Raw genomic sequence first — 26,692 nt, forward strand, 5'->3', positions numbered from 1 at the left:
TTGACGAAGGCGTGTGTACCGCCATAGGTTCCCGGAACATTCGAGGTGTCATTCGAAACATTCGACGGCAGGGGCCCGACCCGGCCGTCGGCACGATCCCGACCGTCCGACGGGAGTTCCCTTGACCACCGCTCCGTGGCGCGACCCCGCGCTGCCCGCCGCCGCCCGCGTCGACGACCTGCTCTCGCGGATGACCCTCCAGGAGAAGACCGCCCAGCTGTACGGCGTGTGGGTGGGGGCCGCCACGGACGGCGACGGAGTCGCCCCGCACCAGCGCGAGATGACGGCCGCGTACGACTGGGACGAGCTGATCGCCTCCGGACTCGGCCAGCTGACCCGCTCGTTCGGCACCGCCCCGGTCGAACCGGCCCTCGCCGCTCGGGCCCTGGCCCGGGCCCAGCGGCGCATCGCCGCCGCGAACCGCTTCGGCATCCCGGCGGTCGCCCACGAGGAGTGCCTGGCCGGCTTCACCGCCTGGCGCGCGACGGCCTACCCCGTACCGCTCGCCTGGGGCGCCTCGTTCGACCCGGAGCTGGTGGCGGAGATGGGCCGCCGGATCGGTCACGACCTGCGCTCGGCCGGCGTCCACCAGGGCCTCGCGCCCGTCCTGGACGTGGTCCGCGATCCCCGCTGGGGGCGGGTGGAGGAGACGATCGGCGAGGACCCGTACCTGGTGGGCACCCTCGGCACCGCCTACGTGCGGGGCCTGGAGTCGGCCGGGGTCGTGGCGACCCTCAAGCACTTCGCCGGGTACGCCTCCTCGGCCGGCGCCCGGAACCTCGCTCCGGTCCGGGCGGGCGTACGGGAGTTCGCGGACGTCACGCTGCCACCGTTCGAGATGGCGCTGCGCGAGGGCGGGGCCCGCTCGGTGATGGCCGCCTACACGGAGACCGACGGGGTGCCCGCCTCCGCCGACCCGTGCCTGCTCACCGGGGTGCTGCGCGAGGAGTGGGGCTTCACCGGCACGGTCGTCTCCGACTACTTCGGCATCGGCTTCCTCCGCACCCTGCACCAGGTCGCGGCCGACGAGGCGGAGGCAGCCCGGCTGGCCCTGGTCGCGGGTGTCGACGTGGAACTGCCCACCCTCGACTGCTTCGGCGACCCGCTCGCCGAGGCCGTGCGGAAGGGCCGCGTCCCCGAGTCCCTGGTGGACCGCGCGGCCCGCCGCGTGCTCCGCCAGAAGTGCGAACTCGGCCTGCTGGACGAGGACTGGACCCCGGAGCCGGACGGGCCGCCGGAGCTGGACTCCGCCGGGAACAGGGCGGTCGCCCGGCGCCTCGCGGAGGAGTCGGTGGTCCTGCTGGACAATCCCGGCGGCCTGCTGCCGCTCGCCCCCGGCGGCCGGATCGCGGTCGTGGGCCCGCGTGCGGCGGACGCGCTCGCCATGCTCGGCTGCTACTCCTTCCCCTCCCACGTCCTCCCGCATCACCCCGGGGTTCCGCTCGGCATCGAGGTGCCCCCGCTGCTGCACGCGCTGCGCGCCGAACTGCCGGACGCCGAGGTCACGTTCGCCGAGGGGTGCGGCGTCTGCGACCCGGACACGAGCGGCTTCGAGGAGGCCGTGGCCCGGGCGGCCGAGGCGGACGTGTGCGTCGCCGTGCTCGGCGACCGCGCGGGACTGTTCGGCCGGGGCACCTCCGGCGAGGGCTGCGACGTGGCCGACCTGCGGCTCCCCGGTGTGCAGGCGGAACTGCTGGACGCGCTGGCCACGACGGGCGTCCCGGTCGTCCTCGTGCTGCTCACCGGCCGCCCCTACGCGCTCGGCCGCTGGCACGGCCGGCTCGGCGCGGTCGTGCAGGCCTTCTTCCCCGGCGAGGAGGGCGGCCCGGCGGTGGCGGGGGTGCTGTCCGGCCGGGTGAATCCCTCCGGCCGGCTCCCGGTGAGCGTGCCGCACGGGCCCGGCGGCCAGCCCTGGACCTATCTCCAGCCCCCGCTCGGCCTGGCCGGCGAGGTCAGCAGTCTGGACCCGACCCCGCTGCACCCGTTCGGCCACGGCCTGTCGTACACGACGTTCGCCTGGGAGGGCCACGCGGACGACGAGGTCGCGGAGATCGGCACGGACGGCGGTCACGACGTCTCGCTGACGGTGCGCAACACCGGCGACCGGACGGGCGCGGAGGTCGTCCAGCTCTATCTGCACGATCCGGTGGCCTCGGTGACCCGCCCGGACGTCCGTCTGATCGGCTACCGGCGGCTGGAACTGGCTCCCGGCGAGGCGCGCCGACTGACCTTCCGCTTCCACGCGGACCTGTCGTCCTTCACGGACCGTACGGGGGCGCGGGTGGTGGAGCCGGGCGAACTGGAACTGCGGCTGGGCCCGTCGAGCGCGGAGACCCGGCACACGGCCCGGTTGCGGCTGTCGGGGCCCGTGCGGGTGCTGGGGGCGGACCGTCGGCTGCGGTGCGAGGTCCTGGACACGGCGGACTGAGCCGGGGCCCCCGGAACGCGAGCACCCCGCTCCCGGAGACCCGGGAACGGGGTGTGTGTGGAGCGCCGGGCAGGCCTTGCACCTGCATCTCCCCGCAGGAAGCGGGACGTCTTTCCTTGGACCACCAACGCACTGCGTCCGAACCGGTGTTCCGGCCGTTCGCTGTGTGATGATCATAGCGCAGTCGGCGGGGATTGCTCAAGCTCAGCCCTCCGCCACCGGTTCGAACCGCCACCGGTGCACCGCACGGGTCGTCAACTCCGGTTCCGGCTCGGGCAGTTCCGGCAGCGGGGCGTCGTAGGGCGCGTCCCACCACGTGATGACCAGCACCCGGTCCCCCGGCGCCCGGAAGGTCTCCCGGCGCAGCGGGGACCGGGCCAGGCCCTGCCCCCGCACCCAGGCCAGCAGTTCCTCGCCGCGGCCCTCGGCGGCCCGGGCCTCCCACATCAGCGCGACGGTCACGAGTAGAGGTTCTCCGTGCTGACCTCGTGCACGTGGTCGTGGTCGTTTCCCGGCACGTGCGGGTCGGTGACCGGCAGGGAGGAGTCGGCCGACAGGTCCCAGCTGGAGGCGGACCGGTTGCGGGCGACCATCTCGGCGCCGAGCGCGGCCACCATCGCGCCGTTGTCCGTGCACAGCTTGGGGCGCGGGACGCGCAGCCGGATGCCGGCCGCCTCGCAGCGCTCCTGGGCGAGGGCGCGCAGCCGGGAGTTGGCGGCGACACCGCCACCGATCATCAGGTGGTCGACGCCCTCGTCCTTGCAGGCGCGGACGGCCTTGCGGGTCAGGACGTCGACGACGGCCTCCTGGAAGGAGGCGGCCACGTCGCGCACCGGGACCTCCTCGCCGGCCGCGCGCTTCGCCTCGATCCAGCGGGCCACGGCGGTCTTCAGACCGGAGAAGGAGAAGTCGTACGCCGGGTCGCGGGGGCCGGTGAGGCCGCGCGGGAAGGCGATCGCCGCCGGGTCGCCCTCCTTGGCGTACCGGTCGATGACCGGGCCGCCGGGGAAGCCAAGGTTCAGCACGCGGGCGATCTTGTCGAACGCCTCGCCGGCCGCGTCGTCGATGGTCGCGCCCATCGGGCGGACGTCGGAGGTGATGTCCTCGGACAGCAGCAGCGAGGAGTGGCCGCCGGAGACCAGCAGGGCCATCGTCGGCTCGGGCAGCGGGCCGTGCTCCAGCTGGTCGACGCAGATGTGGGAGGCGAGGTGGTTGACGCCGTAGAGGGGCTTGCCCAGGGCGTAGGCGTACGCCTTCGCCGCGGAGACGCCGACCAGCAGGGCGCCCGCGAGGCCCGGGCCCGCGGTCACCGCGATGCCGTCCAGGTCCTTGGCGGCGACCCCGGCCTCCTTCAGGGCGCGGTCGATGGTGGGGACCATCGCCTCCAGGTGCGCGCGGGAGGCCACTTCCGGTACGACACCGCCGAAGCGGGCGTGCTCGTCGACGCTGGAGGCGATGGCGTCCGCCAGCAGGGTGGTGCCGCGGACGATGCCGACGCCGGTCTCGTCGCAGGAGGTCTCGATGCCGAGGACGAGGGGTTCGTCAGTCATTGCTCTCGGTTCCTTGTACGGGGGGAGCATCCGCGGCGGGGCCGCCGGCGGATGCGGTGGTCAGACGCATGACCAGGGCGTCCACGTTGCCCGGCTGGTAGTAGCCGCGCCGCACGCCGATCGGCTCGAAACCGAAGCGCTCGTACAGCTTCTGGGCGCGGACGTTGTCGACCCGGCATTCGAGCAGCACCTCGTGGCACTCGAACGCGGTCGCCGCGCGCAGCAGCTCGTCGAGCAGGCGCCGGCCGAGGCCGGTGCCCTGCTCGTCGCGGGCCACGGCGATGGTCTGGACGTCGGCCTGCTCGCCGGAGGCGACGAGACCCGCGTAGCCGACGATGCGGCCCTCGGTCTCGGCCACGAGATAGCGCCGGGTGGCCTCGGAGCCCCGGGCGTGGGCCAGTTCGGACCAGAACATGCCCCGGGACCAGGCGTCCTCGGGGAACAGGTCCTTCTCCAGCTCCAGGACCGGGTCGATGTCCCACCAGCGCATCTCGCGCAGTACGGGGTTTGCCGGTGCCGTCACTTGGGGGTGACCACCTTGTAGTTCTTGGGGACCTGGGCGTCCGGACGGCGCAGGTACAGCGGCCGGGGCGCCGGGAGTTCCTCGCCCGCGGCCAGCCTCCGGGCGGCGAGCGAGGCGAGGGCCGCGGCGGACACGTGCTCGGGCTCGTGGGCGCTCGGGAACGTGTCCGGGTAGAGCAGCGCGCCCGCACCGACCGCCGGGAGCCCCGCGACCTGCTCGGCGATGTCGGCCGGCCGGTCGACGGCGGGGTCGGTGAGCCGGGTGCGGGAGTCGGCGTACTTCGCCCAGTAGACCTCCTTGCGCCGGGCGTCGGTCGCCACGACGAAGGGGCCCTTCTCGATGTCGGCGGCGTAGGCCAGCGCGTCCAGCGTGCACAGGCCGTGCACCGGGACCCCGAGCGCGAGGCCGAAGGTGTCGGCGGTCATCAGACCGACCCGCAGGCCGGTGTAGGGGCCGGGGCCGGTGCCGACGACGATCGCGGTGACCGCCTCCAGCTTCAGCCCGGCTTCGGCGAGCACACGGTCGACGGCCGGCAGCAGCAGCTCTCCGTGCCGGCGCGCGTCCACCTGGCTCGACGAGGCGATGACGTCCGTGCCGTCGTGCAGCGCGACGGTGACGGCGGGTGTGGCGGTATCCAGAGCGAGCAAGAGCACGCGAACAGCCTACGGCTCCCGCGGCTCGGGCATCGCCGTCCCGGTCGTACGGTCACCGACTGCTACGGTCTGTACGAAGTACGACATATCGCACGAGACGGAGGTGGGCGCACGTGGCCGGGACCAGCTCGGGAATCGTGGCCGGCCTGACCGCGGCGGCGCTCGGAGCGGTCGGTTTCCTCGCCTACCGCGCCCAGGCGACCGTCCCGGCGGGTCTGGCCGGCCGGCCCGGAGCGAGCGCCTCCGCCGCGGCGCCGGCCGCGAAGGCGCCCCGGGACCGCCGTAACCCGACCGCCCTGCCGACGGCGTCCGGCAAGGGTGAACGGGTCGTGTACTCGGTGGACGACGACCGGGTCTGGCTGGTCGAGGAGCACGAGCACGTGGCACGCACCTTCCGGGTACGGCCCGGCAGCATGGACCCCGCGGTGGGCACGTACTGGGTGTCGTCCCGCTCGAACGCGGCCACCGGCACCGACGGCGCGCCGGTCGAGCACATCGTGCGGTTCTCCAGCGTGGACGGCGTGGCGATCGGGTTCAGCGCGGCCGTCGGCGACGGCGCGCAGACGGCGGTCGACCCGGCCGTGAAGACCGGCGGCATCCGGGAGGACCGGGCCGACGGGACCGCGATGTGGAACTTCGCGACGATCGGCGTGAAGGTGGTCGTGATCCGCTAGGGCCGGTCGCCGGATCCGGTCGGCGGGCCCTAGGCGGCCTCGCGCCGCTCCGGGGCGGCGCCAGCGGCCGTCTGGGCCGTCTCCGGGGCCCGCGGTGGTGTGGAGACCGCGGCCGCGGCCGCGCACGAGGCCAGCAGATCGCGCATGGACATCCCGGCGGGCAGGGCCGGGCGGGACTGCTTCGCGGGGCGGTGAGCGGTCATGGACGCCTCCTGAGCTGCGGGGGCGGGCGTAGTTAGGCAAACCTAACTACCGGCTGGACACCATGTGACCACGCCCGGGACGTCCTGCGCAATATGTTGCCGACGGCATGTCGGAAAGCCGTCGGGCGGTTCAGGCCGCGAGGGTCTCCAGGCCGCTGTCCGCCCACCGCCGCCCGAGCCCGGTCAGCGTCACGTGCCGCGCCTCGTCCGTGGTGTCCCCGACGGCCCGGTGGATGACGACCTGCAGCCGGTCCTCGGTCAGCTCCTCGACCTTGCCCTCGCCCCACTCCACGACGATCACCGAGTCGGTCAGCGAGACGTCGAGGTCCAGGTCCTCCATCTCGTCCAGGCCTCCGCCGAGCCGGTAGGCGTCCACGTGGACCAGGGGCGGTCCGTCACCGAGGGAGGGGTGCACGCGCGCGATGACGAAGGTCGGCGAGGTGACCGCGCCGCGCACGCCGAGCCCCTCGCCGAGGCCCCGGGTCAGCGTGGTCTTGCCCGCGCCGAGCTCCCCGCTGAGCATCACCAGGTCGCCCGCGCGCAGCAGCTTGGCGAGGCGGCGGCCCAGCTCCCGCATCTGCTCGGGAGAGGTGATGGTCAGCCGGGTCTCAGCGGTGTCGTGCGGTGCGGCAGTAGCTTCCATCGTCACTCACTTGCAGTAGTACACGGATGAGGTCCCGCGGGGGACCGGTCCGGGCCGGACCGCGGCCGTAGGGCCGGTGGCCGCTCCCTCTAGGAGGAGGCGGAGTCACAGCCACTTACGGTAGCCGGAAGCGGCACGGCGCCGGCACGGGCGAGCAGATCGGCGAGGCGGTCTATGACCACTTCGGGGTGTTCCAGCATCACCAGGTGCCCGGCGTCCGGCACGAGCACCAGCTCCGCTTCGGGGAGCAGATCGGCGATGGCCTCGCTGTGCTCGCTCGGGGTGACCAGGTCCTGCACGCCGGCCAGCACGAGCACGGGCATGCTGCGGAAGTGGGCGAGAGCCTCGGTCTTGTCGTGGTCGGAGAAGGCCGGGTAGAACTCGGCGACCACGTCGATCGGCGTGGACTCGATCATCCGTTCGGCGAACCGCTCGACGGCCGGGTCGACGTCCCGCCCCGCGAACGAGTACCGCTTGATGATCCCGGCGAACAGGTCGGCGGTGGCCCGGCGCCCCTTCTCCACCAGTTCCGCCTGCTGCCCGAGCGCCTTCAGCACTCCGGGGAGGATGCGGCGCACCGCGTTGACGCCGGCCAGCGGCAGGCCGAAGTTGACCTCGCCGAGCCGTCCGGACGAGGTCCCCACGAGGGCGGTCGCGACGACCCGGTCCCGGATCAGCTCCGGGTACTGGGCGGCGAGGGCCATCACGGTCATCCCGCCCATCGAGTGGCCGACGAGCACGACCGGGCCGTCCGGTACGGCGGCGTCGAGGACGGCCTTCAGATCGCGGCCGAGCTGGTCGATGGTGACCGGCACCCGGTCGCGGGTCTGGGCCGCGCCCCGCCCCGAGCGTCCATGGCTGCGCTGGTCCCAGTGCACGGTACGGACGACCCCGCGCAGGGCGGCCCGCTGGAAGTGCCAAGAGTCCTGGCTGAGGCAGTAGCCGTGGCAGAAGACGACGGTGACGGGGGCGGGCGCCTTGCGCCCGAAGAGCCGGCGGCGGCGCGGGGAGGGGGTCGGCCCGGGTTCCGGCTCGGTCTCGTCGACCTCGTAGTACAGCTCGGTGCCGTCGTCGGCGTACGCCTTGCCCGGGGTGCCGCGCAGGGTGCCGTAGGGGCCGGTCGAATCCAGTGCCAGCCGGGCCTTGCGCCGCATCCCGCGGCCGACCGTCATCCGCTCGATGGCGACACCGGCCGCCGCGCCCGCGGCGAGCACGCCTATCGCGGCGCCGGCGATGCCGGTCGCCCTGCGCCAGCTCCCGGCCGTCGCCCCCGCGGCGGAGGCGACGGCCGCCGAGGCGAGGACGTCCGCCACTGCCTCCGCACTGCTCTCGCTCACGTACCGCTCCTCTTCGCCGTACTGCAGTTCGCCTGTTGGGTGAAACGGGTGAGGCCCCTGTGGTGCCCGAGTGCCGGAGTCACCCGAGGGACCCGTCGCTCCGGGACGGGTTACCCGAGTTCTTCCCCGTTCACATAGACGCGCGGAACCCGCGTTCCGATGCGTGTGACGATTTCGTACGCGATCGTGCCGCAGGCCTGCGCCCAGTCCTCGGCGGTGGGTTCGCCGCGGTCGCCGGGGCCGAACAGCACGGCCTCGCTGCCCACCGCGGGCTCGTCGCCGCCGAGGTCCACCACGAACTGGTCCATGGCGACCCGCCCGGCGACCGTCCGCCACTTGCCGTCGACCAGCACCGGCCCGGTGCCCGAGGCGTGCCGCGGGATGCCGTCCGCGTAGCCGACCGGCACGAGGCCGAGGGTGGTCTCGCCGGGAGTGACGTAGTGGTGGCCGTAGCTGACGCCGTGTTCGCCCGGGACGTGCTTGACCAGGGCCAGCGAGGCGCTGAGCGTCATCACCGGGCGCAGCCCGAAGTCGGCCGGGGTGCCCAGCTCCGGGCTGGGCGAGATGCCGTACATCGCGATGCCCGTGCGGACGAGGTCGAAGTGGGTCTCGGGCAGGGTGAGCGTGGCGGGCGAGTTGGCGATGTGCCGCACCTCGGGACGCAGGCCCTGCTCCTCGGCGTGGGCGAGCATCTCCCGGAAGCGGTCGAGCTGGTCGGCGACGGAGGGGTGCCCCGGCTCGTCGGCGCAGGCGAAGTGGGACCACAGACCGGTGACGCGGACCAGTCGGTCGTCCTCGGCCCGCCGGGCCTCGGCGACGAGTTCGGGCCAGTCGGCCGGCTGACAGCCGTTGCGTCCGAGTCCGGTGTCCGCCTTGAGCTGCACGCGTGCGGTCCGGCCGGCCTGCCGGGCCGCCTCGACGGCCTCCCGCAGGGCCCACAGCCCGCTCACGGAGACGTCGATGTCGGCCTCGATCGCCTGCCGCCAGGGGCCGCCCGGCACCCACAGCCAGCACAGCATCCGGCCCGGCAGGCCGGCCGAGCGCAGCGCGAGCGCCTCCTCGGGCGTGGCGGTGCCGAGCCAGTCCGCCCCCGCGGCGAGGGCCGCGCGGGCGCACGGCACCGCGCCGTGGCCGTATCCGTCGGACTTGACGACGGCCATCAGGGCCGCGCCCCGCGTACGGGCGCGCAGCGCCCGCACGTTGGCGCGCAGGGCGCCCAGGTCGATCTCGGCGCGGGCGCGCAGGGGGGCGGTAGGCACAGCTGCAGTCTCAGTCATGGCGCCCCCAGTCTCTCAGAGGGCCGTGCGGGCCCCCGGTGCCGTGTCAGGTACCCGGCCTCCGCCCGCGCACGGAGAGGTGGTCGCCCTTCGTGAGCACGGGTGCTTTCCGGCGGGGTGCGGGGCGGTCCGTGGCGGGACGCGCATGCCGCCGGCCGCACGTCACCTCGACGGCGGCGGCCGGCCGGGCGTGTCGGTCCGCCGGGGCCGCGCGGGGCCGGGACCGGCGCCGGGTACCGCGCACCGGGCCGCATGCCGGTGCGGGGCGCGCGGGGCTGCCCGCCGAGACCGTCGCCGGCGGCCCGGTCACCGCGGTGGCGAGCGGTGCCGCGGCGGACCGGTGTGCGGTGCGTCCGCCGATCACGCGGTCGGCCGAACGCGCGGCCCCTCCCGATCGGCGGTGCCGCGCGGAAGGGGCGCCCGTGGGACCAGGGGCCCCGCCGAGCCGGGCGCGTTCCGCCCGCCCGCGCACGCGGGGCGCCCCCGGCGCGGGGGAACCACCGGTCCCACGCGGTCAGTCGTACACGTCCCGCCACGCCTCCGGGATCCGCGCGGCGACGTCGTGCGCCCCCGCGGGCGCCCCGTCCGCCGCGAACCTCCCGGCGAGTCCGTGCAGATGGGCGGCCGCGCTCCCGGCGTCCCGCGCGGCGAGTCCCGCCGCCAGCAGCGATCCGGCGAGCCCCGACAGCACGTCGCCGCTCCCCGCCGTGGCCAGCCAGGGCGTCCCCGTCGCGTTGACCCGGACGGCACCGCCCCCGTCGTCGGCCACCAGCGTCGTCGAACCCTTGAGCAGCACGGTCGCCCGGTACGCCGCCGCCAACTCCCGCGCCGCGGCCAGCCGGGCGCCCTCGACCTCCTCCCGCCGCACCCCCAGCAGCGCGGCGGCCTCCCCCGCGTGCGGCGTCATCAGCGTCGGCGCGGTACGCCCGCGCACCGCGTCCCGCTCGGCCAGCCGCAGCCCGTCCGCGTCGAGCAGGACCGGCACGTCGGCCGCCAGCACCTGCGCGACGGTCGCCGCGTCGTCGCCCGCTCCGGGCCCGACCACCCAGGCCTGCACCCGCCCGGCCCTGGCGGGGCCGGCGTCGGAGACGAGCGTCTCGGGGAAGCGCGCGATGACCGCGTCCCCGGCGGGCCCGACGTACCGAACGGCTCCCGCGCCGCCCCGCAGCGCCCCGGAGACGGCGAGCACCGCGGCCCCCGGGTACCGCGCGGACCCGGCGGCGATGCCCACGACACCCCGCCGGTACTTGTCGCTCTCCGCCGCGGGCGACGGCAGCAGCCGCGCCACGTCGGCGTGCTGCAGGGCTTCCAGTTCGCCCTCGCCGGGCAACTCCAGCCCGATGTCGACGAGTCGCACGATCCCGGCGTACTCGCGCGCCGGGTCGATCAGCAGGCCCGGTTTGTACGTGCCGAACGTGACCGTGAGATCCGCCCGGACCGCGGCCCCCCGGACCTCTCCGGTGTCCGCCTCGACGCCGCTGGGCAGGTCCACCGCCACCACGGCGGCCCGGGACCGGTCCGCCAGGTCCGCGAGCCGTTCGGCGTCGGGGCGCAGCCCGCCCTTGCCGCCGATCCCGACGATCCCGTCCATCACGAGGTCGGCCCGCGCGATCGGCTCCTCGGCGTCGTCGGCCCCGGTGACCCGGCCGCCCGCCCGCCGCAGCGCGCCGAGCCCGCCGACGTGGGCCCGTCCGGGCGCGAGCAGCACGGCCGTCACGCCGGCTCCGCGCCGGGCCAGCCGTGCCCCGGCGTACAGGGCGTCCCCGCCGTTGTCGCCGCTGCCGACGAGCAGCACCACCCGGCTGCCGTACACCCGGCCGAGCAGATCCGCGCAGGCGGCGGCCAGTCCGGCGGCGGCCCGCTGCATCAGCGCGCCGTCCGGCAGTCGCGCCATCAGGGCCCGTTCGGCCGCCCTCACCGTCTCCACGCTGTACGCAGTACGCATGGCACCGAGTCTGCCCCGCACCCCCCACCCCCCACACCCGGGGCTCACCCCTCGGCGACCACCACGGCCGAGGCCACGCCCGCGTCGTGGCTCAGGGAGACGTGCCAGGCCCGCACGCCCAGCTCCGCGGCCCGCGCGGCGACGGTCCCCTTCACCCGCAACCGCGGCTGCCCGCTGTCCTCGACGTACACCTCGGCGTCGGTCCAGTGCAGTCCCGCCGGCGCCCCCAGGGCCTTGGCCAGCGCCTCCTTGGCGGCGAACCGGGCCGCGAGCGAGGCGATGCCCCGCCGCTCCCCACTGGGGAGCAGCAGTTCCCGTTCCACGAACAGCCGGTCGGCCAGGCCGGGCGTGCGCTCCAACGACGCCCGGAACCGGTCGATCTCGGCGACGTCGATCCCGACTCCGATGATGCTCATGCCGCGCAGCCTACGGTCACGGCCGGGTGCCGGACGGCGGGTCGGCCCGTGCCGTCTACGCTCCGGTCATGACATCCAAGGCCTATCTCTCCGACCTGTTCGCGCTGGACGGCCGTGTCGCCGTGGTCACCGGAGGGAGTTCCGGCATCGGCCGGGCCATCGCCGGGGCGCTGGCGCGGGCCGGGGCGAGCGTGGTGGTCGTGGCCCGGACCGAGGCACAGCTCGAGGAGACGGTCGAGGAGTTGACGGCCGACAGGTGCCGGGCCGCCCGGGTCGCCGCGGATCTGTCCGGCCGTGCGGGCGTGCGCGCGGCGGCCGAGGAGGCGGCCGCGGTGTTCGGGGAGCCCGACATCCTCGTCAACTGCGCCGGGGTCAACCTCCGGCCACCGATGGGAGAACTGGGCGAGGAGGTGTGGGACACCACCATGGCGCTGAACCTCGACGCGCCGTTCCTGCTGGGTCAGCGGTTCGGGCCGGGCATGGCCGAGCGCGGGTTCGGCCGGATCATCCACATCACCTCCCAGCAGGCCCACCGGGCGTTCGTGCAGAGCGGCGCCTACGGCGTCTCGAAGGGGGCGCTGGAGTCGCTGGCCCGCTCGCAGGCCGAGGCGTGGTCGCGGTACGGCGTCACCTGCAACACCCTGGTGCCGGGCTTCGTGATGACGCCTCTGAACACCCGGCTGTCGTCCGATCCCGAGCGGGTGGCGGCGCTGGCCGCGCGGACGATGGTGGGCCGCAACGGGCTCGCGGAGGACTTCGCGGGCGCGGCGGTGTTCCTCGCGAGTGCCGCGTCGGCGTACGTCACCGGCCAGTCGCTCTTCGTCGACGGCGGTTTCTCGGTGCACTGACGGCGGTCGCGCGGTGCTGACGGCCGTTCCGCGGTGCTGACGGCGGTTTCCCGGCGCACCGGGGGAGAGGACGCGGGGACCGCCGCACCCCCGTTTCCGGGGGGCGGGACGACGGCGGTCCCCGCGAAGGACGCGTGCCGGGTCAGGGCCGGGCTTGCGCGTCCGTGGCGTCCATGGAGGTCCGGGAGCCGCTCCGGAGGTCCTTGGCGCCGTTCGCCGCCGGCCCGGGCGGGGAGCCTCCCCCGTTGCTGAAGCCTGGGAGGTACCCCGTCGCCCTGCCGACACCCACCAATCTGCCGGACCCGTGTTAAGCGGGTGCTGCGCGCACATGACGCCCTCGTACCGTTTCCGATACGGCCCGATCGGCCGAGGTCACCACGAGTCTGCCGTGGTCACGGGCAGTTCACCGCGCGTTCGCTACTTGTTGCCGCCCTTGGCCAGGAAGGCCAGCAGGTCCTGCCGGCTGACCACACCGGTCGGCTTGCCCTCGACCAGGACGATGGCCGCGTCGGCCCCGCCGAGCACCGACATCAGGTCGCCGACCGGCTCGCCGGAGCCGACCTGGGGCAGGGGGGCGGACATGTGCTTCTCCAGCGGGTCCTCCAGGGACGCGCGCTTGCTGAACAGGGCGTCCAGCAGCTCCCGTTCCACGACCGAGCCGACGACCTCGGCGGCCATCACGTCGGGGTGGCCGGCGCCCGGCTTGACGACGGGCATCTGCGAGACGCCGTACTCGCGCAGCACCTCGATGGCCTGGCCGACGGTCTCCTCGGGGTGCATGTGCACCAGGGAGGGGATGGCGCCGGCCACCTTGTCGTTCAGGACGTCGGCGACGCGGGCGCTCGGGCCCTCGTCCTCCAGGAAGCCGTAGTCGGCCATCCACTCGTCGTTGAAGATCTTGCTGAGGTAGCCGCGGCCGCTGTCCGGCAGCAGGACGACCACGACGTCGTCCGGGCCGAGCCGCTCGGCGACCTCCAGCGCGGCCACGACGGCCATGCCGCAGGAGCCGCCCACCAGCAGGCCCTCCTCCTTGGCCAGCCGGCGGGTCATCTGGAAGGAGTCCTTGTCGGAGACGGCGACGATCTCGTCCGCGACGGTGCGGTCGTAGGCGGTCGGCCAGAAGTCCTCACCGACGCCCTCGACCAGGTACGGCCGCCCGGACCCGCCGGAGTACACCGAGCCCTCGGGGTCGGCGCCGATGACCTTGACCTTCCCCTGGCTGGCCTCCTTGAGGTAGTTGCCGGTGCCGGAGATGGTGCCGCCGGTGCCCACGCCCGCGACGAAGTGGGTGATCTTCCCCTCGGTCTGCTCCCACAGCTCGGGGCCGGTCGAGTGATAGTGCGAGAGCGGGTTGTTGGGGTTGGAGTACTGGTCCGGCTTCCAGGCGCCGGGGGTCTCCCGCACGAGCCGGTCGGAGACGTTGTAGTACGAGTCGGGGTGCTCGGGGTCCACGGCGGTCGGGCAGACGACGACCTCGGCGCCGTACGCGCGCAGCACGTTGATCTTGTCGGTGCTCACCTTGTCGGGGCACACGAAGATGCACTTGTAGCCCTTCTGCTGGGCCACGATGGCAAGACCCACACCGGTGTTCCCACTGGTCGGCTCGACGATGGTGCCGCCCGGCTTCAGCTCCCCGCTCTGCTCGGCGGCCTCGATCATGCGCAGGGCGATGCGGTCCTTCACGGAGCCGCCCGGGTTGAAGTATTCGACCTTGGCCAGGACGGTGGCCTGGATGCCCTGGGTCACGTTGTTGAGCCGCACCAGCGGGGTGTTGCCGACGAGGCTGATCATCGAGTCGTGAAAATGCACCGTTGTCTCCGGTTGCTTGCACAAAAACTGTGGTCGTAGTTGGTATCGCCAGCCTAAGGCCCTCGGGTGACACCTGGCGGGCGTTCACTCCCCGTCGAGATTGGCGCACGGTCTGTACGGGGCAAGGAGTGGATGTACGGCTACGAGGAGGTGGCGGCGACGCATGACGAGCATGTCGAGGGCGAGAGTGGCCCGGCGCATCGCGGCCGGAGCGGCGTACGGCGGTGGCGGGGCGGGGCTGGTCGGCGCTGCCGCCGTCGGTCTGCTGCTGGCCGAGGTGCAGATGGCCCGGCGCCGCGTCGGCAACGGCAGCAGCGGGCGGGTGCCGATGGCCGACGGCGTGTACGGGCACGCGTACGACGTGCCCGGTGAACAGGCGCTCCAACTGACCATTCTCGGCGACTCCACGGCCGCGGGGCAGGGCGTGCACCGGTCGGGCCAGACACCGGGGGCGCTGCTGGCGTCGGGGCTCGCCGCGGTCGCGGAACGGCCGGTCGAGCTGCGCAACGTCGCCCAGCCCGGGGCCCAGTCCGACGACCTGGACCGGCAGGTGGCGCTGGTGCTGTCCTCGCCCGCCCCGGTCCCGGACGTCTGCGTGATCATGATCGGCGCGAACGACGTGACGCACCGGATGCCGCCGACGCGGTCGGTACGGCACCTGTCGACGGCGGTACGGCGGCTGCGCACGGCCGGCGCGGAGGTGGTGGTCGGCACGTGTCCCGACCTCGGGACCATCGAGCCGGTGCAGCAGCCGCTGCGCTGGCTGGCCCGGCGGGCGTCCCGGCAGCTCGCGGCGGCGCAGACGATCGGCGTGGTCGAGCAGGGCGGGCGCACGGTGTCGCTGGGCGACCTGCTGGGTCCGGAGTTCGAGGCGAATCCGCGAGAGCTGTTCGGACCGGACAACTACCACCCTTCGGCGGAGGGGTACGCGACCGCCGCGATGGCCGTGCTGCCGACGGTGTGCGCGGCGCTCGGCCTGTGGCCGGAGGAGGAGCGGCCGGACGTGTCCCGCCGCGAGGGCTTCCTCCCGGTGGCCCGCGCGGCCGCGGAGGCCGCGTCCGAGGCCGGCACCGAGGTGACGGCCGCCATGCCGACGGGCCCCCGGGGCCCCTGGGCCCTCCTCAAGCGACGCCGCCGCCGCCGCGTGCACGAGGCCGAACCGGCCCGCCCCACGGCCTGACCGGCGGGCCGGCGACCGGCCGCCCGGTGACACCGTGATCGGCGGGACCCGCCTGTCCCGGCCGACCGGCCCGCCCGTACCGTCGCCGTCACCTGACGGGCGCGGCTCCGGGCCCCCCGGGCGCCCGCCCCGACGCCGAGTCGACCGCGCCGGGCCCGGCGGCCCGAGGCCGGGTGGGTGTGCGTCGGCGCCCCCGGCGGGGTGAGGTGGGGGCGGGCATCCCCGTGGGCATAGGGAGAGCACGGGGCCTGTGTCGTGCGAGGCCCGTTCGATCCCGCGCCCGTTCGGCCTCGGGGCGAGCGGGTAGGCAAGCAAGCGCTTAGTAATGTGAGGTCAGTGTCACACCGCGACACCGATGACCTGTCAGGTACGGCCGGGTAACTTCCCAGACGGCCCTGCCCAATTCCGTCCACTGGAGCCGTGATGCCCGAAGCCGTCATCGTCTCGACCGCCCGCTCCCCCATCGGCCGCGCTTTCAAGGGCTCCCTGAAGGACCTGCGCCCGGACGACCTCACCGCCACGATCATCCAGGCGGCGCTCGCCAAGGTCCCGGAGCTCGACCCGCGGGACATCGACGACCTGATGCTCGGCTGCGGCCTGCCCGGCGGCGAGCAGGGCAACAACCTCGGCCGTATCGTCGCCGTGCAGATGGGGATGGACCACCTCCCGGGCTGCACCGTCACCCGGTACTGCTCCTCGTCCCTGCAGACCAGCCGCATGGCCCTGCACGCCATCAAGGCCGGCGAGGGCGACGTCTTCATCTCGGCCGGTGTCGAGATGGTCTCCCGGTTCGTCAAGGGCAACTCCGACAGCCTGCCCGACACGCACAACCCCTTCTTCGCCGAGGCGGAGGCCCGCACCGCCGCCGTCGCGGAGCAGGAGGGCACCACCTGGCACGACCCGCGCGAGGACGGCCTCGTCCCCGACGCCTACATCGCGATGGGCCAGACCGCCGAGAACCTGGCCCGTTCCAAGGGCGTCACCCGCCAGGACATGGACGAGTTCGGCGTCCGCTCGCAGAACCTCGCCGAGGAAGCCATCAAGAACGGCTTCTGGGAGCGGGAGATCACCCCGGTCACCACCCCCGACGGCACGGTCGTCGCCAAGGACGACGGCCCGCGCGCCGGCGTCAACCTGGAGGGCGTCCAGGGCCTGAAGCCGGTCTTCCGCCCCGACGGCCTGGTCACCGCCGCCAACTGCTGCCCGCTCAACGACGGCGCCGCCGCGCTCGTCATCATGTCCGACACCAAGGCCCGCGAGCTCGGCCTGACCCCGCTCGCCCGCATCGTGTCCACCGGCGTCTCGGGCCTGTCCCCCGAGATCATGGGCCTCGGCCCCGTCGAGGCGTCCCAGCAGGCCCTGCGCCGGGCCGGCCTGACCATCGACGACATCGACCTGGTCGAGATCAACGAGGCGTTCGCCGCCCAGGTGATCCCCTCCTACCGGGACCTCGGCATCGACCTCGACAAGCTGAACGTCAACGGCGGCGCCATCGCCGTCGGCCACCCCTTCGGCATGACGGGCGCGCGGATCACCGGCACGCTCATCAACTCGCTCCAGTGGCACGACAAGCAGTTCGGCCTGGAGACCATGTGCGTCGGCGGCGGCCAGGGCATGGCGATGGTCATCGAGCGCCTGAGCTGACGCACCGTCCGTAGCCGACCGGACACCTTACGTCAGCCGGAGGCCCGGAATCCGTGGGACACCAGGGTTCCGGGCCTTTCCGTGATCCAATCTCCCCCAGGATGTGACCTATCTCCCTCTCCGGGGATATCCGCGCAGGTCAGCGCCGTTCCACCGGAAACGTTACGAACGAAGTCCCGTCCTTTTCGTGACGTTACGCACTGACAGCTGGTTAGTCCGCCCTTCAAGCTGATGTAGGAAGTCGGGGGTCGACTTTGAACCGGGAGTACGTCAGTGAGCGCCATGCCGATCGCTTTGCTGCTCACCACGGCCGCCACGGGCGCCGTGGGCGTCGCCGTCCTGCGCACCGTCCTGAAGCTGCGCCGCCAGATCTCGGAGCTGCACGCAGAGCTCGCGGGGAACGCCGAGAGCAACGCCGCGACCATGCGCGCGCTCCTGCCGAACGCGCGCAGCCACGCCGACGCCGACCGGATACGCGAAGCGGTGGCCGAGGCGCTGGCGGAGGAGCGGGAGCGTGAGCTGGCCGAGGCGCGCGCCTTCTGGGCGGCGCAGGAGGCCCGTGACGCCTCCGACGCGCCCTCCCTGCTCGGCCTGCCGGACACCGACCTGTTCATGCCCCGGCAGACCGACTTCGTGGGCCTGGAGCCGGTGGCCGAGCCCGCCACGGACGCCGACGAGTTCGCCGGGGAGTCCCCCGAGCTGGCCGCCGCCCGCCGCCGCCACCCCTCGCACCCGGACTTCGTGCCGGTGCAGTCCCCCGCCGTGACCGACCACGAGCGCACGGTGACCACACTGGAGCAGCTGGCCGACGGACGCGTCGAGCTGTCCGACGTCCGTCCGGGCCCGCTCGGCACCCTCGACGTGTACGTGTTCGCCGACGGCACCACCCTGTGCATGACGCCGGGTCACCGGGAGACGGCGGAACGGCTCGCGGCGGCCCTGGACGCGGGCGAGATGCCGTACCTGCTCGGCGGCTCGGGGATCTCCGGCGCCTACACGCTGACCTTCGCCTGCGGCGAGGACACCGTCTACGTGCTGGCCGACCGGGTCATCGCCTCCCTCTGAGCCGGCCGGGGCAGCGCCCCGCCCCGGCTCACACGCCCGCGCGCTGCCGGGCCTCCTCGACACGGCGGACCGCCTCGGCGACCTCGTCGTCGCTCCGCAGCACCAGGGCCAAGTCGTGAGCGGCGACCAGGATTTGGTCGGCCACCGCGAACATCCCGGCGTCCGGCATCTCGCGGGGCTCGGTCCCCGGCTCCTCCACCTGCTGCACCCAGCGGGAGAACTCCCGGGCCAGCGCCAGCGCCTCGGCCGCGGCGCTGCGTTGCAGCCGGCTCTGCGGCGCCGCCCGCAACCGGTCGGCGAAGTGATCCACTGCTTTGGTCAAGGGCGTCGTATCAAGCACGGGCCGAGCGTAACGCGCCGCACTGTTGCCAATACGCGAACGCTCAGGCACGGTGACGTGAAGGACCGGCTTACATCCCCTTTGCGTTCGGAGGCGCCGATGTCCCAAGTCTTCTCCGAGGAGACCCACCGCAATCTGCTCGCCCGCATTCCCCACTGCACCGGTCGTGAGATCTCCGACTGGCTGCGCACCGTCGAAGAAGGCCCGTCTCTGTTCCGCTTCGAGGAGAAGGTCAGCTGGCTCCGGCACGAGTACGACCTGGCGTACGGCCACGCGAAGGCCATCGTGCACGAGTACGACCTGAGGAGGGCAGCGCGCAAGCTGCTCTGACAACGGCGAAGGGCCCCGGGCGTGTTGCCCGGGGCCCTTCGTACGACCGGCGTGACCGCTAGTCGTTGCTGCTGAAGATCGCGACCAGGCGCAGCATCTCCACGTAGATCCACACCAGGGTGAGGGTGAGGCCGAACGCGGCGAGCCAGGACTCGTTGCGCGGGGCGCCGTAGGCGATGCCGTCCTCGATCTGCTTGAAGTCGAGCGTCAGGAAGAACGCGCCGAGCAGGATCGCGAAGATGCCGACGAGCGCACCGAGCGGGCCGAAGCTGCGCAGTCCGCCGTCCTCGGCGACGCCGAAGGCGACCAGCAGCAGGTTGACCGCCATGACCACCAGGAAGGCCATCGCGATGGCGAGTCCGATGCGGGCGTAGCGCGCGGTGACCCGGATCCAGCCGGCCTTGTAGACCAGCAGGGTCGCGCCGGAGACCGCCATGGTGCCGAGCACGGCCTGGAAGGGCGCGCCGCTCCACCGGCTGTTGAACATCTCGCTGATCACGCCGAGGAACACGCCCTCGAAGGCGGCGTAACCGAGGATCAGCGCGGGCGACGGCGTGCGCTTGAAGCTCTGGATCATGGCCAGCACGAAGGCGACGATCGCGGAGCCGACCGCCAGGCCGTAGCTGGTCGTGGAGACCGGCAGCAGCGCCCAGGCGAGGACGGCGCCGACGGCGACCGTGCCGAGCGTGATGGCGGAGCGGACGACGACGTCGTCCATGGTCATCCGGTCGGTGGTGACCGGGGCCTGCGGCGGCGCGCCGGCCGGGGCACCCTGCTGGGCGTAGGGGTTCTGCGCGTAGGGGTTCTGCGCGTAGGGGTTGCCCTGTGCGTACCCGGCCTGCGGTGCGGTGTTGAAGCCGGCGTAGCCGTTGTCGCGGCTGAACCCCCGTCGCGAGAAGACCGGGTTACTGCTCCTCATTTCACTCCTCCATGGCCACCCTGCGCGGCCTTGGCCTCAAGGGTAATGGATTGGCAAAGGATCGTCCGTAATACCTGGGGAGGATCTTTCCCTCGTCGTGCTCCGCAACACGCTACGCGTACCGGTGATTCCCGGCCATGGAGATCCACGGGTCGTGACGAACCCGCAGCACTCCACCGGTTCGCCTCACCGGAGCGGGAAGCCGGTGTACGCCTCGGCCAGATCGGTTCCGGCCGCGCGCGAGGAGGCGATCCGCTCCAGCCGGGCCCGCTGGAGGCGGGCGTCGAAGGCGGTGGCGTCGGGAGCCCGGTGCAGCAGGGTGGTCATGTCGTAGGAGAACCGCTCGGCCTGCCAGATTCGGCGCAGGCAGGTGGCGGAGTAGGCGTCGAGGAGTTCCTCGGATCCGGTGTCCCGCCGGTGGACCAGCGCGCGGGCGAGGGTGACGACGTCGCCCACGGCGAGATTCAGCCCCTTGGCCCCCGTGGGCGGCACGATGTGGGCGGCGTCCCCGGCGAGGAACAGCCGGCCGTGGCGCATCGGCTCGTGCACGAAGGAACGCATGGGCGTGACCGACTTCTGGGTGACGGGGCCACGCTCCAGCCGCCAGCCGTCGGCGGTCTCGAGGCGCCGCTCCAGCTCGTCCCAGATCTCCCCGTCCCCCCACTGCGCGGCGTCGGTCCCTTCGGGGACCTGGAGGTAGAGCCGGGAGGTGGTGGGGGACCGCATGGAGAGCAGGGCGAAGCCCCGGTCGTGGCGGGCGTAGACGAGTTCGTCGTGGGACGGCGCCACATCGGCGAGGATGCCCAGCCAGGCGTAGGGGTACGACCGTTCGAACACCCGGGAGACCTCCGCCGGGAAGGCGCCCCGGGCCACGCCCCAGAAGCCGTCGCAGCCGACGACGTAGTCGCAGTCCAACACCTCCTCGACGCCCCGGTGCCGGAAGGGGACGCGCGGGCGGTCGCCCTCGGCGCCCTCCACCGCCAGTGCCTCCGCCTCGAACAGCAGCGGGCCGCCCTCCTCCGACTGGAGGGCGACGAGGTCCTTGCAGACCTCCGTCTGCGCGTAGACCGTCACGGACCTGCCGCCGGTGAGGCCGGGAAAGTCGACGCGGTGGCGCCGGCCGTCGAAGCGCAGTTCGATGCCGTCGTGCCGCAGCCCCTCCCGGTCCATCCGCTCGCCGGCACCGGCGGCGCGCAGCACGTCGGCCGTGCCCTGCTCGAGGATCCCGGCCCGCTGGCGCTGCTCGACGTAGGCCCGGTCGCGGCTCTCCAGGACGACGGAGTCGATGCCCGCGCGGTGCAGCAGCCGTGCGAGCAGCAGTCCGGCCGGACCCGCTCCGATGATCCCGACGGTGGTGCGCATCGGTCGTCCTTCCCTCGGTCCACTCGGTCCGGCCGCCCGACGGCCGTTCGCCTGGTGAAATTTTCTTCACTTGATTCCGGGCGTGAGTCTCCGACCGCACGGGTGCCGCTGTCAACGGTCGTGCGGTACGTCGAAGGGTGATCGAGGGCGGAAAGGTGCCCGGAGCCGGACTTGAACCGGCACGCCCGCGAAGGGGCAGCGAGGTTTAAGCTCGCCGTGTCTGCATTCCACCATCCGGGCAGGCCATGGGCTCCGCTACGAGGGTCCGAGCCTATCGGGACGCATCCCCCGAACAGCGGAAGGGCGGACCGATGTTGTCTTATTTTATTGACGTCTGAGTGTGCATCAGCCCACGGAACACGCCATCCGCACTTGCCAACAGCCTGGCGTGACGTGGGCGCGGCCGCACGCGAAATGACGGAATTTCACCGTCTGAACGAGGTCGCTCCACCTGTTCTCGACACGTTTCGAAGGCGCGTCCGACGGCGCGGCCCTCAGGGACGCCCGTCCTCCCCAGGTATGACACCGCGCGCCGCCGTCCGACCCGAGTCGCCCTCCGGAACCGGAACAGCGGCTGACTACACCGCGGTCCGGCGCCGGGACGATGGACGAGTCCCCAGGAACACACGTCGTCCCGACAGGAGCACCGCCCCGTGACCACCACACCCACCGCCGGCCGGACCACGGCCGTGGCCGCACGCGCCACCGAGCTGTCGAAGATCTACGGGCAGGGTGAGACCCGGGTGGTCGCCCTGGACCGGGTCTCCGTCGACTTCCGGCAGGCGGAGTTCACCGCGATCATGGGCCCGTCCGGCTCCGGCAAGTCCACGCTGATGCACTGCGTGGCCGGCCTGGACACCTTCTCCTCCGGCTCGGTGCGCATCGGCGACACCGAGCTGGGCTCCCTGAAGGACAGGCAGCTCACCAAGTTGCGCCGGGACAAGATCGGCTTCATCTTCCAGGCGTTCAACCTGCTGCCGACGCTCACCGCGCTGGAGAACATCACCCTGCCGATGGACATCGCCGGGCGGAAGCCGGACAAGGCGTGGCTGGACCAGGTCATCCAGATGGTCGGGCTCTCCGGGCGGCTGAGCCACCGGCCCGCCCAGCTCTCCGGCGGACAGCAGCAGCGGGTGGCCGTGGCCCGCGCCCTCGCCTCCAAGCCCGAGATCATCTTCGGCGACGAGCCGACCGGCAACCTCGACTCGCGCTCCGGCGCCGAAGTGCTCGGCTTCCTGCGCAACTCCGTGCGCGAGCTGGGCCAGACGGTGGTCATGGTGACCCACGACCCGGTCGCCGCGGCCTACGCGGACCGCGTGGTCTTCCTGGCCGACGGCCGGATCGTCGACGAGATCCACGCCCCCACGGCCGACTCGGTCCTCGACCTCATGAAGCAGTTCGACGCGAAGGGCCGTACCAGCTGATGTTCCGCACCGCCCTGCGCAACGTCTTCGCGCACAAGGCCCGGCTCCTGATGACCGTGCTCGCCGTCATGCTCGGCGTGGCCTTCGTCTCCGGGACGCTCGTCTTCACCAACACCATCTCCGACGCCTACCAGAAGAGTTCCGCCAAGGGCTTCGACCGGGTCGACGTCGCCGTACGGCCCGAGTACCAGGACTCCGAGGGCGACAAGGTCGGCCGGACGGCCGAGCTGACCCGGGCGCTGCTCGACAAGGCCGCCCACGTCCCCGGGGCCGCGTCCGCCACCGGCGTCGTCAGCGGCTTCACCGCCGTCGCCGACAAGGACGGCAAACTCCTCGGCGGCGACTGGCAGTCCGCGGGCGGCAACTACTGGGGCGCGAAGGACCCCCGGTACCCGCTCGTCGACGGCCACGCCCCGCACGGCCGCGGCGAGGTGCTCCTCGACTCCAGGACCGCCGAGCGCGCCGGCTACCGGGTCGGCGACACCGTCCGCCTGTCGGTCGACGGCCCGGTCCTCACCCCGACCGTCGCCGGCATCTTCACGACCGACGACGGCAACGTGGCCGCGGGCGGCAGCCTCGCCCTCTTCGACACGCCCACCGCGCAGGCGCTGTTCGGCAAGAAGGGGACGTACGACGAGATCGACGTCCAGGCCGCCGCCGGCACCGCCCAGTCCGCGCTCAAGGCCGAGCTGGACAAGGCCCTGCCGTCCCGCCTGGTGGAGACCACCACCGGCCGGCACCTCGCCGACGAGCAGGCGCGGGCCATCTCCGCCTCGATGAGCGGGCTGCGCCAGGCCCTGCTGGTGTTCGCCGGCATCGCCCTGTTCGTCGGTACGTTCATCATCGCCAACACCTTCACCATGCTGGTCGCCCAGCGCACCCGGGAACTGGCCCTGATGCGGGCGGTCGGCGCCTCCCGCCGCCAGGTCACCCGCTCGGTGCTCATCGAGGCGTTCGCGGTCGGCGCGGTCGCCGGCGTGACCGGTCTGGCCGCCGGTGTCGGCATCGGGGCGGGCCTGCGCTCCCTGCTGGGCTCCTTCGGCGCGAGCGTGCCGGACGGGCCGCTGGTCGTCACCCCGGGCACGGTGGGCGCCGCTCTCGCGGTCGGTGTCCTCATCACCATGCTGGCCGCCTGGCTGCCCGGCCGCCGGGCCGCGAAGATCCCGCCGGTGGCGGCGATGAGCAGCGTGCACGCCAAGGCCACCACCAAGTCGCTGGTGCTGCGCAACACCCTCGGCGCGCTGTTCTCGGCGGCCGGCGTCGCGGTGGTCCTCGCGGGCACCACGATGAACGCGGACAGCGGCCAGGGCGCCATGGGGCTCGGGGCCGTCCTGCTGATCGTCGGTGTGTTCATCCTGACCCCGCTGCTGTCCCGTCCGCTCATCGCGGCGGCCGCCCCGCTGCTGCGCGTGTTCGGTGTCTCGGGCAAGCTGGCCCGCCAGAACTCGGTGCGCAACCCCCGCCGTACGGCGGCCACCGCCTCCGCGCTGATGATCGGCCTCACCCTGATCACCGGTATGACGGTGATGGCCGGCAGCCTGCAGACCTCCATCGACAAGATGGCCTCCGCGGCGATCCGCGCGGACTACGTCGTCTCGATGGCCAACCGCGGGCCGCTCTCCCCCGACGTGGCGGACAAGCTCGCGACCGCGGACGGCGTCACCGCCAGCAGCCCGCTGCGCAACGGCGAGTCCCGCATCGACGGCGGCACGGAGTTCCTGACCGGTGTCGACGGCTCGGCGATCGGGAAACTGACCGACCTGAAGGTGCGGGACGGCTCCTTCACGGTGGGCGGCTCGCGGGTCGTCGTCGACGAGGACCGCGCCAAGGAGTACGGCTGGAAGGCCGGTTCGCGGTTCACCGCGCACTTCGAGGACGGCAAGGCCGCCCGGCTGACGGTCGCCGGGGTCTACGAGGGCAACGAGATGCTCAACGGGATCATCCTCGACAACAAGGTCCTCACCCCGCACCTGACGGACCCGGCCGACATGCAGGTCATGGTCAGGACGGCGGGCGGCGCCTCCGACGCGGCCAAGGACAGGCTGGTGGAGACCCTCGGCATCAACCCGGCGATCAAGATCCAGGACAAGCAGGACATCTCCAACGAGATCGCGAAGATGTTCACGCTGATGCTGAACATGGTCTACGGCCTGCTCGGCATGGCGGTGATCGTCGCGGTGCTCGGTGTCATCAACACCCTCGCGATGTCGGTGTTCGAACGCTCCCAGGAGATCGGCATGCTCCGGGCGATCGGCCTGGACCGCAAGGCGGTCAAGCGGATGGTCCGCCTGGAGTCCCTGGTGATCTCCCTGTTCGGCGGGGTGCTCGGGATCGGCCTGGGCGTGTTCTTCGGCTGGGCGGCCGGTGAGCTGCTCGGCACGAAGATGCCGACGTACGAACTGGTCCTGCCCTGGGGCCGGATGGCGGTCTTCCTGCTGCTGGCGGGCACCGTCGGCGTGCTGGCGGCCCTGTGGCCGGCCCGGCGCGCGGCCCGCCTGAACATGCTGACGGCGATCAAGGCCGAGTAGCACCGCGGCGCCCGCGGGGGGGGCGCGCAGGGCGAGGGCCCCGTTTCCGGTCGCGGAACGGGGCCCTCGCCGTGTGCCGGGGTCAGGGGTTCCAGGTGCGGGTCCGCAGCGGGAGCCCGGAGGCGCCGGACTCGGGCGGGCGGACGGCGAGGACCTGGTTGACGCCGATGCGGTTGCGTTCGAAGGCGAGGGCGCAGGCGGCCATGTACAGCCGCCAGACACGGGCGCGGCCCGGGCCGCTGAGCCGGACCGCGCGGCCCCAGTCGGCCTCCAGGCGGGCCACCCAGTGGCGCAGGGTGCGGGCGTAGTGCTCGCGGAGGGACTCGACGTCCCGCACCTCGAAGCCGGCCCGCTCCAACTGGGTGACGGTGGTGCCGAGCGGGGCGAGCTCGCCGTCGGGGAAGACGTAGGAGTCGATGAACGGGTCGACCCGGTAGGCCGTTTCGTCCCCTTGGGGGCGCCGGGCGATCTGGTGGTTGAGCAGTCTGCCGCCGGGCGCCAGCAGGGTGTACAGCCGGCTCGCGTACTCCAGGTACCGTTCGGCGCCCACGTGCTCGGCCATCCCGATGGAGGAGATCGCCTCGAACGGGCCGTCCTCGACGTCCCGGTAGTCCTGGACCCGGATCTCCACCCGGTCGGTCAGCCCCTCGTCCGCGACGCGCTTGCGGGCGTAGGCGGCCTGTTCCTGGGAGAGGGTGACCCCGACGACCCGCGCGCCGTAATCGCGGGCCGCGTGGACGGCCATCGAGCCCCAGCCGCAGCCGACGTCCAGCAGCCGCATGCCCTCCCTCAGCCCGAGCTTGCCGCAGACGAGTCCGAGCTTGTCGTGCTGGGCGGACTCCAGGGTTCCGTCGTCCTCCCAGTAGGCGCAGGAGTACACCATGGACGGGCCGAGGACGATCTCGTAGAAGTCGTTGCCGACGTCGTAGTGGTGGCTGATGGCCCGCTTGTCGCTGCGCCGCGTGTGCAGATGCCGGCGCCTGCGTACCTCCTCGCGCGGCGGGGCGGGCGGGATCGGCGGCCCGACGAGCCGCAGCAGCTCGCGCCCGGCGGCCCGGACGTGGGGATCGCGCAGCGCCTCGATCAGGGTGCGGGCGTCCCCGTCGCGCTCCCAGACGGAGCCGGCCATGGCTTCGAGGGCGGTGTACAGGTCCCCCTCGATGTCCAGGTCCCCGGCGACCCAGGCGCGGGCCAGGCCCAGCTCCCCCGGCTTGAACAGCAGCCGGCGCAGCGCGCGGCGGTTGCGGACCACGAGGGTCGGGACACCCGGCGGCCCGGACTGGGAGCCGTCCCAGGCGCGGATCCGCAAGGGGAGCGGTGCTCCCATCATCTGTTCGGCAACACTCGTCAGCCGCGACGCGGCGTCGGCCATGGCGCACCTCCGCTGAAAGGGATAGGCCCGCTGGATCGTCTCCGTCCGATGGAGGGAAACGACCCCGCACGCCGACGTCATTCCCCTCCACGCGCTCATGCCGACACGATGGCCGAACCGTCACACGGTCGCGTTACCCGCACTCCCCGGTCGGTCAAGTCCCGAACTCGCGTGCCACGGACATCAGGGGCATGACCCCTCTCGCGGGACGGGGGTCAATGG

General features: G+C 73.1%; 24 protein-coding genes and 1 tRNA gene. 9 read left to right on the forward strand and 16 right to left on the reverse strand.

From position 1 onward, the window contains the following. Positions 1 to 121: 121 nt before the first annotated feature. On the forward strand, positions 122 to 2,428 hold the full coding sequence (locus BLW57_RS16490; RefSeq protein WP_093475415.1) for a beta-xylosidase/alpha-l-arabinosidase: 2,307 nt from the start codon (positions 122 to 124) through the stop codon (positions 2,426 to 2,428). A gap of 204 nt (positions 2,429 to 2,632) precedes the next feature. On the opposite strand, the gene BLW57_RS16500 is transcribed toward BLW57_RS16490, so the two are convergent. The 4 genes from BLW57_RS16500 to tsaB are packed head-to-tail and all read right to left on the reverse strand — an operon-like array spanning position 2,633 to position 5,154. After that, positions 2,633 to 2,890 (reverse strand): hypothetical protein, encoded by a 258-nt coding sequence (locus tag BLW57_RS16500; RefSeq protein WP_093475416.1) that lies wholly within the window; start codon positions 2,888 to 2,890, stop codon positions 2,633 to 2,635. Further along, positions 2,887 to 3,978: a tRNA (adenosine(37)-N6)-threonylcarbamoyltransferase complex transferase subunit TsaD gene (gene tsaD, locus BLW57_RS16505; protein WP_093475418.1), complete on the reverse strand. Its 1,092-nt coding sequence runs from the start codon at positions 3,976 to 3,978 to the stop codon at positions 2,887 to 2,889. Before tsaD ends, BLW57_RS16500 begins: the two co-directional genes overlap by 4 nt. Continuing rightward, complete coding sequence (gene rimI / locus BLW57_RS16510; protein WP_093480727.1) at positions 3,971 to 4,468, reverse strand: ribosomal protein S18-alanine N-acetyltransferase; 498 nt, start codon at positions 4,466 to 4,468, stop codon at positions 3,971 to 3,973. Before rimI ends, tsaD begins: the two co-directional genes overlap by 8 nt. Positions 4,469 to 4,497: 29 nt before the next feature. Beyond that, positions 4,498 to 5,154 (reverse strand): tRNA (adenosine(37)-N6)-threonylcarbamoyltransferase complex dimerization subunit type 1 TsaB, encoded by a 657-nt coding sequence (gene tsaB, locus BLW57_RS16515; protein ID WP_093475420.1) that lies wholly within the window; start codon positions 5,152 to 5,154, stop codon positions 4,498 to 4,500. A 113-nt stretch (positions 5,155 to 5,267) separates the two neighbouring features. Here tsaB and BLW57_RS16520 point away from each other — a divergent pair, with 113 nt between their 5' ends. Beyond that, the gene (locus BLW57_RS16520) at positions 5,268 to 5,828 is read left to right on the forward strand and encodes a hypothetical protein (protein WP_093475421.1); all 561 of its coding nucleotides are present in this window, start codon (positions 5,268 to 5,270) and stop codon (positions 5,826 to 5,828) included. Between the two features lie 29 nt (positions 5,829 to 5,857). Here BLW57_RS16520 and BLW57_RS41410 read toward each other — a convergent pair whose 3' ends face one another. From BLW57_RS41410 to BLW57_RS16550, 6 genes are all read right to left on the reverse strand, one after another. Further along, positions 5,858 to 6,031 carry a hypothetical protein gene (locus BLW57_RS41410; protein WP_176985610.1) on the reverse strand — a complete coding sequence of 58 codons (174 nt, stop codon included), beginning with the start codon at positions 6,029 to 6,031 and terminating at the stop codon, positions 5,858 to 5,860. A 130-nt stretch (positions 6,032 to 6,161) separates the two neighbouring features. Further along, a complete protein-coding gene (tsaE, locus tag BLW57_RS16525; protein ID WP_093475422.1) occupies positions 6,162 to 6,674 on the reverse strand; it encodes a tRNA (adenosine(37)-N6)-threonylcarbamoyltransferase complex ATPase subunit type 1 TsaE in 513 nt (170 codons plus the stop codon). Positions 6,675 to 6,763: 89 nt separating this feature from the next. Then, entirely contained in the window at positions 6,764 to 8,011 is a 1,248-nt protein-coding gene (locus BLW57_RS16530) for an alpha/beta fold hydrolase (protein ID WP_093475424.1), read from the reverse strand. 110 nt (positions 8,012 to 8,121) lie between these two features. Beyond that, positions 8,122 to 9,288 (reverse strand): alanine racemase, encoded by a 1,167-nt coding sequence (gene alr / locus BLW57_RS16535; RefSeq protein WP_093475425.1) that lies wholly within the window; start codon positions 9,286 to 9,288, stop codon positions 8,122 to 8,124. 514 nt (positions 9,289 to 9,802) lie between these two features. After that, positions 9,803 to 11,233, reverse strand: coding sequence for an NAD(P)H-hydrate dehydratase (locus tag BLW57_RS16545; protein ID WP_093475427.1), 1,431 nt, complete (start codon positions 11,231 to 11,233; stop codon positions 9,803 to 9,805). A gap of 44 nt (positions 11,234 to 11,277) precedes the next feature. Beyond that, positions 11,278 to 11,649: a holo-ACP synthase gene (locus tag BLW57_RS16550; RefSeq protein ID WP_093475428.1), complete on the reverse strand. Its 372-nt coding sequence runs from the start codon at positions 11,647 to 11,649 to the stop codon at positions 11,278 to 11,280. A gap of 68 nt (positions 11,650 to 11,717) precedes the next feature. Between BLW57_RS16550 and BLW57_RS16555 the strand changes: the two genes are divergently transcribed. Further along, positions 11,718 to 12,497, forward strand: a complete 780-nt coding sequence (locus tag BLW57_RS16555) for an SDR family NAD(P)-dependent oxidoreductase (RefSeq protein ID WP_093480728.1) — start codon at positions 11,718 to 11,720, stop codon at positions 12,495 to 12,497. A gap of 417 nt (positions 12,498 to 12,914) precedes the next feature. Here BLW57_RS16555 and BLW57_RS16560 read toward each other — a convergent pair whose 3' ends face one another. Then, a complete protein-coding gene (locus tag BLW57_RS16560; RefSeq protein WP_093475430.1) occupies positions 12,915 to 14,306 on the reverse strand; it encodes a cystathionine beta-synthase in 1,392 nt (463 codons plus the stop codon). 163 nt (positions 14,307 to 14,469) lie between these two features. On the opposite strand from BLW57_RS16560, the gene BLW57_RS16565 reads away from it, so the two are divergent. The 3 genes from BLW57_RS16565 to BLW57_RS16575 all read left to right on the forward strand — a co-directional run bounded on the left by BLW57_RS16565 (position 14,470) and on the right by BLW57_RS16575 (position 18,195). Further along, positions 14,470 to 15,486, forward strand: coding sequence for an SGNH/GDSL hydrolase family protein (locus BLW57_RS16565; protein ID WP_176985611.1), 1,017 nt, complete (start codon positions 14,470 to 14,472; stop codon positions 15,484 to 15,486). Between the two features lie 423 nt (positions 15,487 to 15,909). After that, on the forward strand, positions 15,910 to 17,130 hold the full coding sequence (locus BLW57_RS16570; protein WP_093475433.1) for an acetyl-CoA C-acetyltransferase: 1,221 nt from the start codon (positions 15,910 to 15,912) through the stop codon (positions 17,128 to 17,130). Positions 17,131 to 17,403: 273 nt separating this feature from the next. Beyond that, positions 17,404 to 18,195 (forward strand): hypothetical protein, encoded by a 792-nt coding sequence (locus BLW57_RS16575; RefSeq protein ID WP_093475434.1) that lies wholly within the window; start codon positions 17,404 to 17,406, stop codon positions 18,193 to 18,195. A 28-nt stretch (positions 18,196 to 18,223) separates the two neighbouring features. Here BLW57_RS16575 and BLW57_RS16580 read toward each other — a convergent pair whose 3' ends face one another. Beyond that, a complete protein-coding gene (locus BLW57_RS16580; RefSeq protein WP_093475436.1) occupies positions 18,224 to 18,535 on the reverse strand; it encodes a hypothetical protein in 312 nt (103 codons plus the stop codon). Between the two features lie 99 nt (positions 18,536 to 18,634). Between BLW57_RS16580 and BLW57_RS16585 the strand changes: the two genes are divergently transcribed. Then, a complete protein-coding gene (locus BLW57_RS16585) occupies positions 18,635 to 18,865 on the forward strand; it encodes a DUF4287 domain-containing protein (protein WP_073888630.1) in 231 nt (76 codons plus the stop codon). Between the two features lie 58 nt (positions 18,866 to 18,923). On the opposite strand, the gene BLW57_RS16590 is transcribed toward BLW57_RS16585, so the two are convergent. The 3 genes from BLW57_RS16590 to BLW57_RS16600 form a co-directional block, all read right to left on the reverse strand. After that, positions 18,924 to 19,784, reverse strand: coding sequence for a Bax inhibitor-1/YccA family protein (locus BLW57_RS16590; protein WP_093475437.1), 861 nt, complete (start codon positions 19,782 to 19,784; stop codon positions 18,924 to 18,926). 186 nt (positions 19,785 to 19,970) lie between these two features. After that, a complete protein-coding gene (locus BLW57_RS16595; protein WP_093475439.1) occupies positions 19,971 to 21,146 on the reverse strand; it encodes a 4-hydroxybenzoate 3-monooxygenase in 1,176 nt (391 codons plus the stop codon). A gap of 156 nt (positions 21,147 to 21,302) precedes the next feature. Then, positions 21,303 to 21,386 (reverse strand) — tRNA-Leu (locus BLW57_RS16600). A 413-nt stretch (positions 21,387 to 21,799) separates the two neighbouring features. On the opposite strand from BLW57_RS16600, the gene BLW57_RS16605 reads away from it, so the two are divergent. Next, positions 21,800 to 22,570 (forward strand): ABC transporter ATP-binding protein, encoded by a 771-nt coding sequence (locus tag BLW57_RS16605; RefSeq protein ID WP_093475440.1) that lies wholly within the window; start codon positions 21,800 to 21,802, stop codon positions 22,568 to 22,570. Next, on the forward strand, positions 22,570 to 25,098 hold the full coding sequence (locus tag BLW57_RS16610) for an ABC transporter permease (RefSeq protein WP_093475442.1): 2,529 nt from the start codon (positions 22,570 to 22,572) through the stop codon (positions 25,096 to 25,098). Before BLW57_RS16605 ends, BLW57_RS16610 begins: the two co-directional genes overlap by 1 nt. An 82-nt stretch (positions 25,099 to 25,180) precedes the next feature. On the opposite strand, the gene BLW57_RS16615 is transcribed toward BLW57_RS16610, so the two are convergent. Then, complete coding sequence (locus BLW57_RS16615) at positions 25,181 to 26,470, reverse strand: class I SAM-dependent methyltransferase (protein ID WP_093475443.1); 1,290 nt, start codon at positions 26,468 to 26,470, stop codon at positions 25,181 to 25,183. Positions 26,471 to 26,692 lie beyond the last annotated feature (222 nt).

Origin of the sequence: Streptomyces sp. 1222.5 (assembly GCF_900105245.1) — a bacterium.
GTDB lineage: Bacteria > Actinomycetota > Actinomycetes > Streptomycetales > Streptomycetaceae > Streptomyces > Streptomyces albidocamelliae.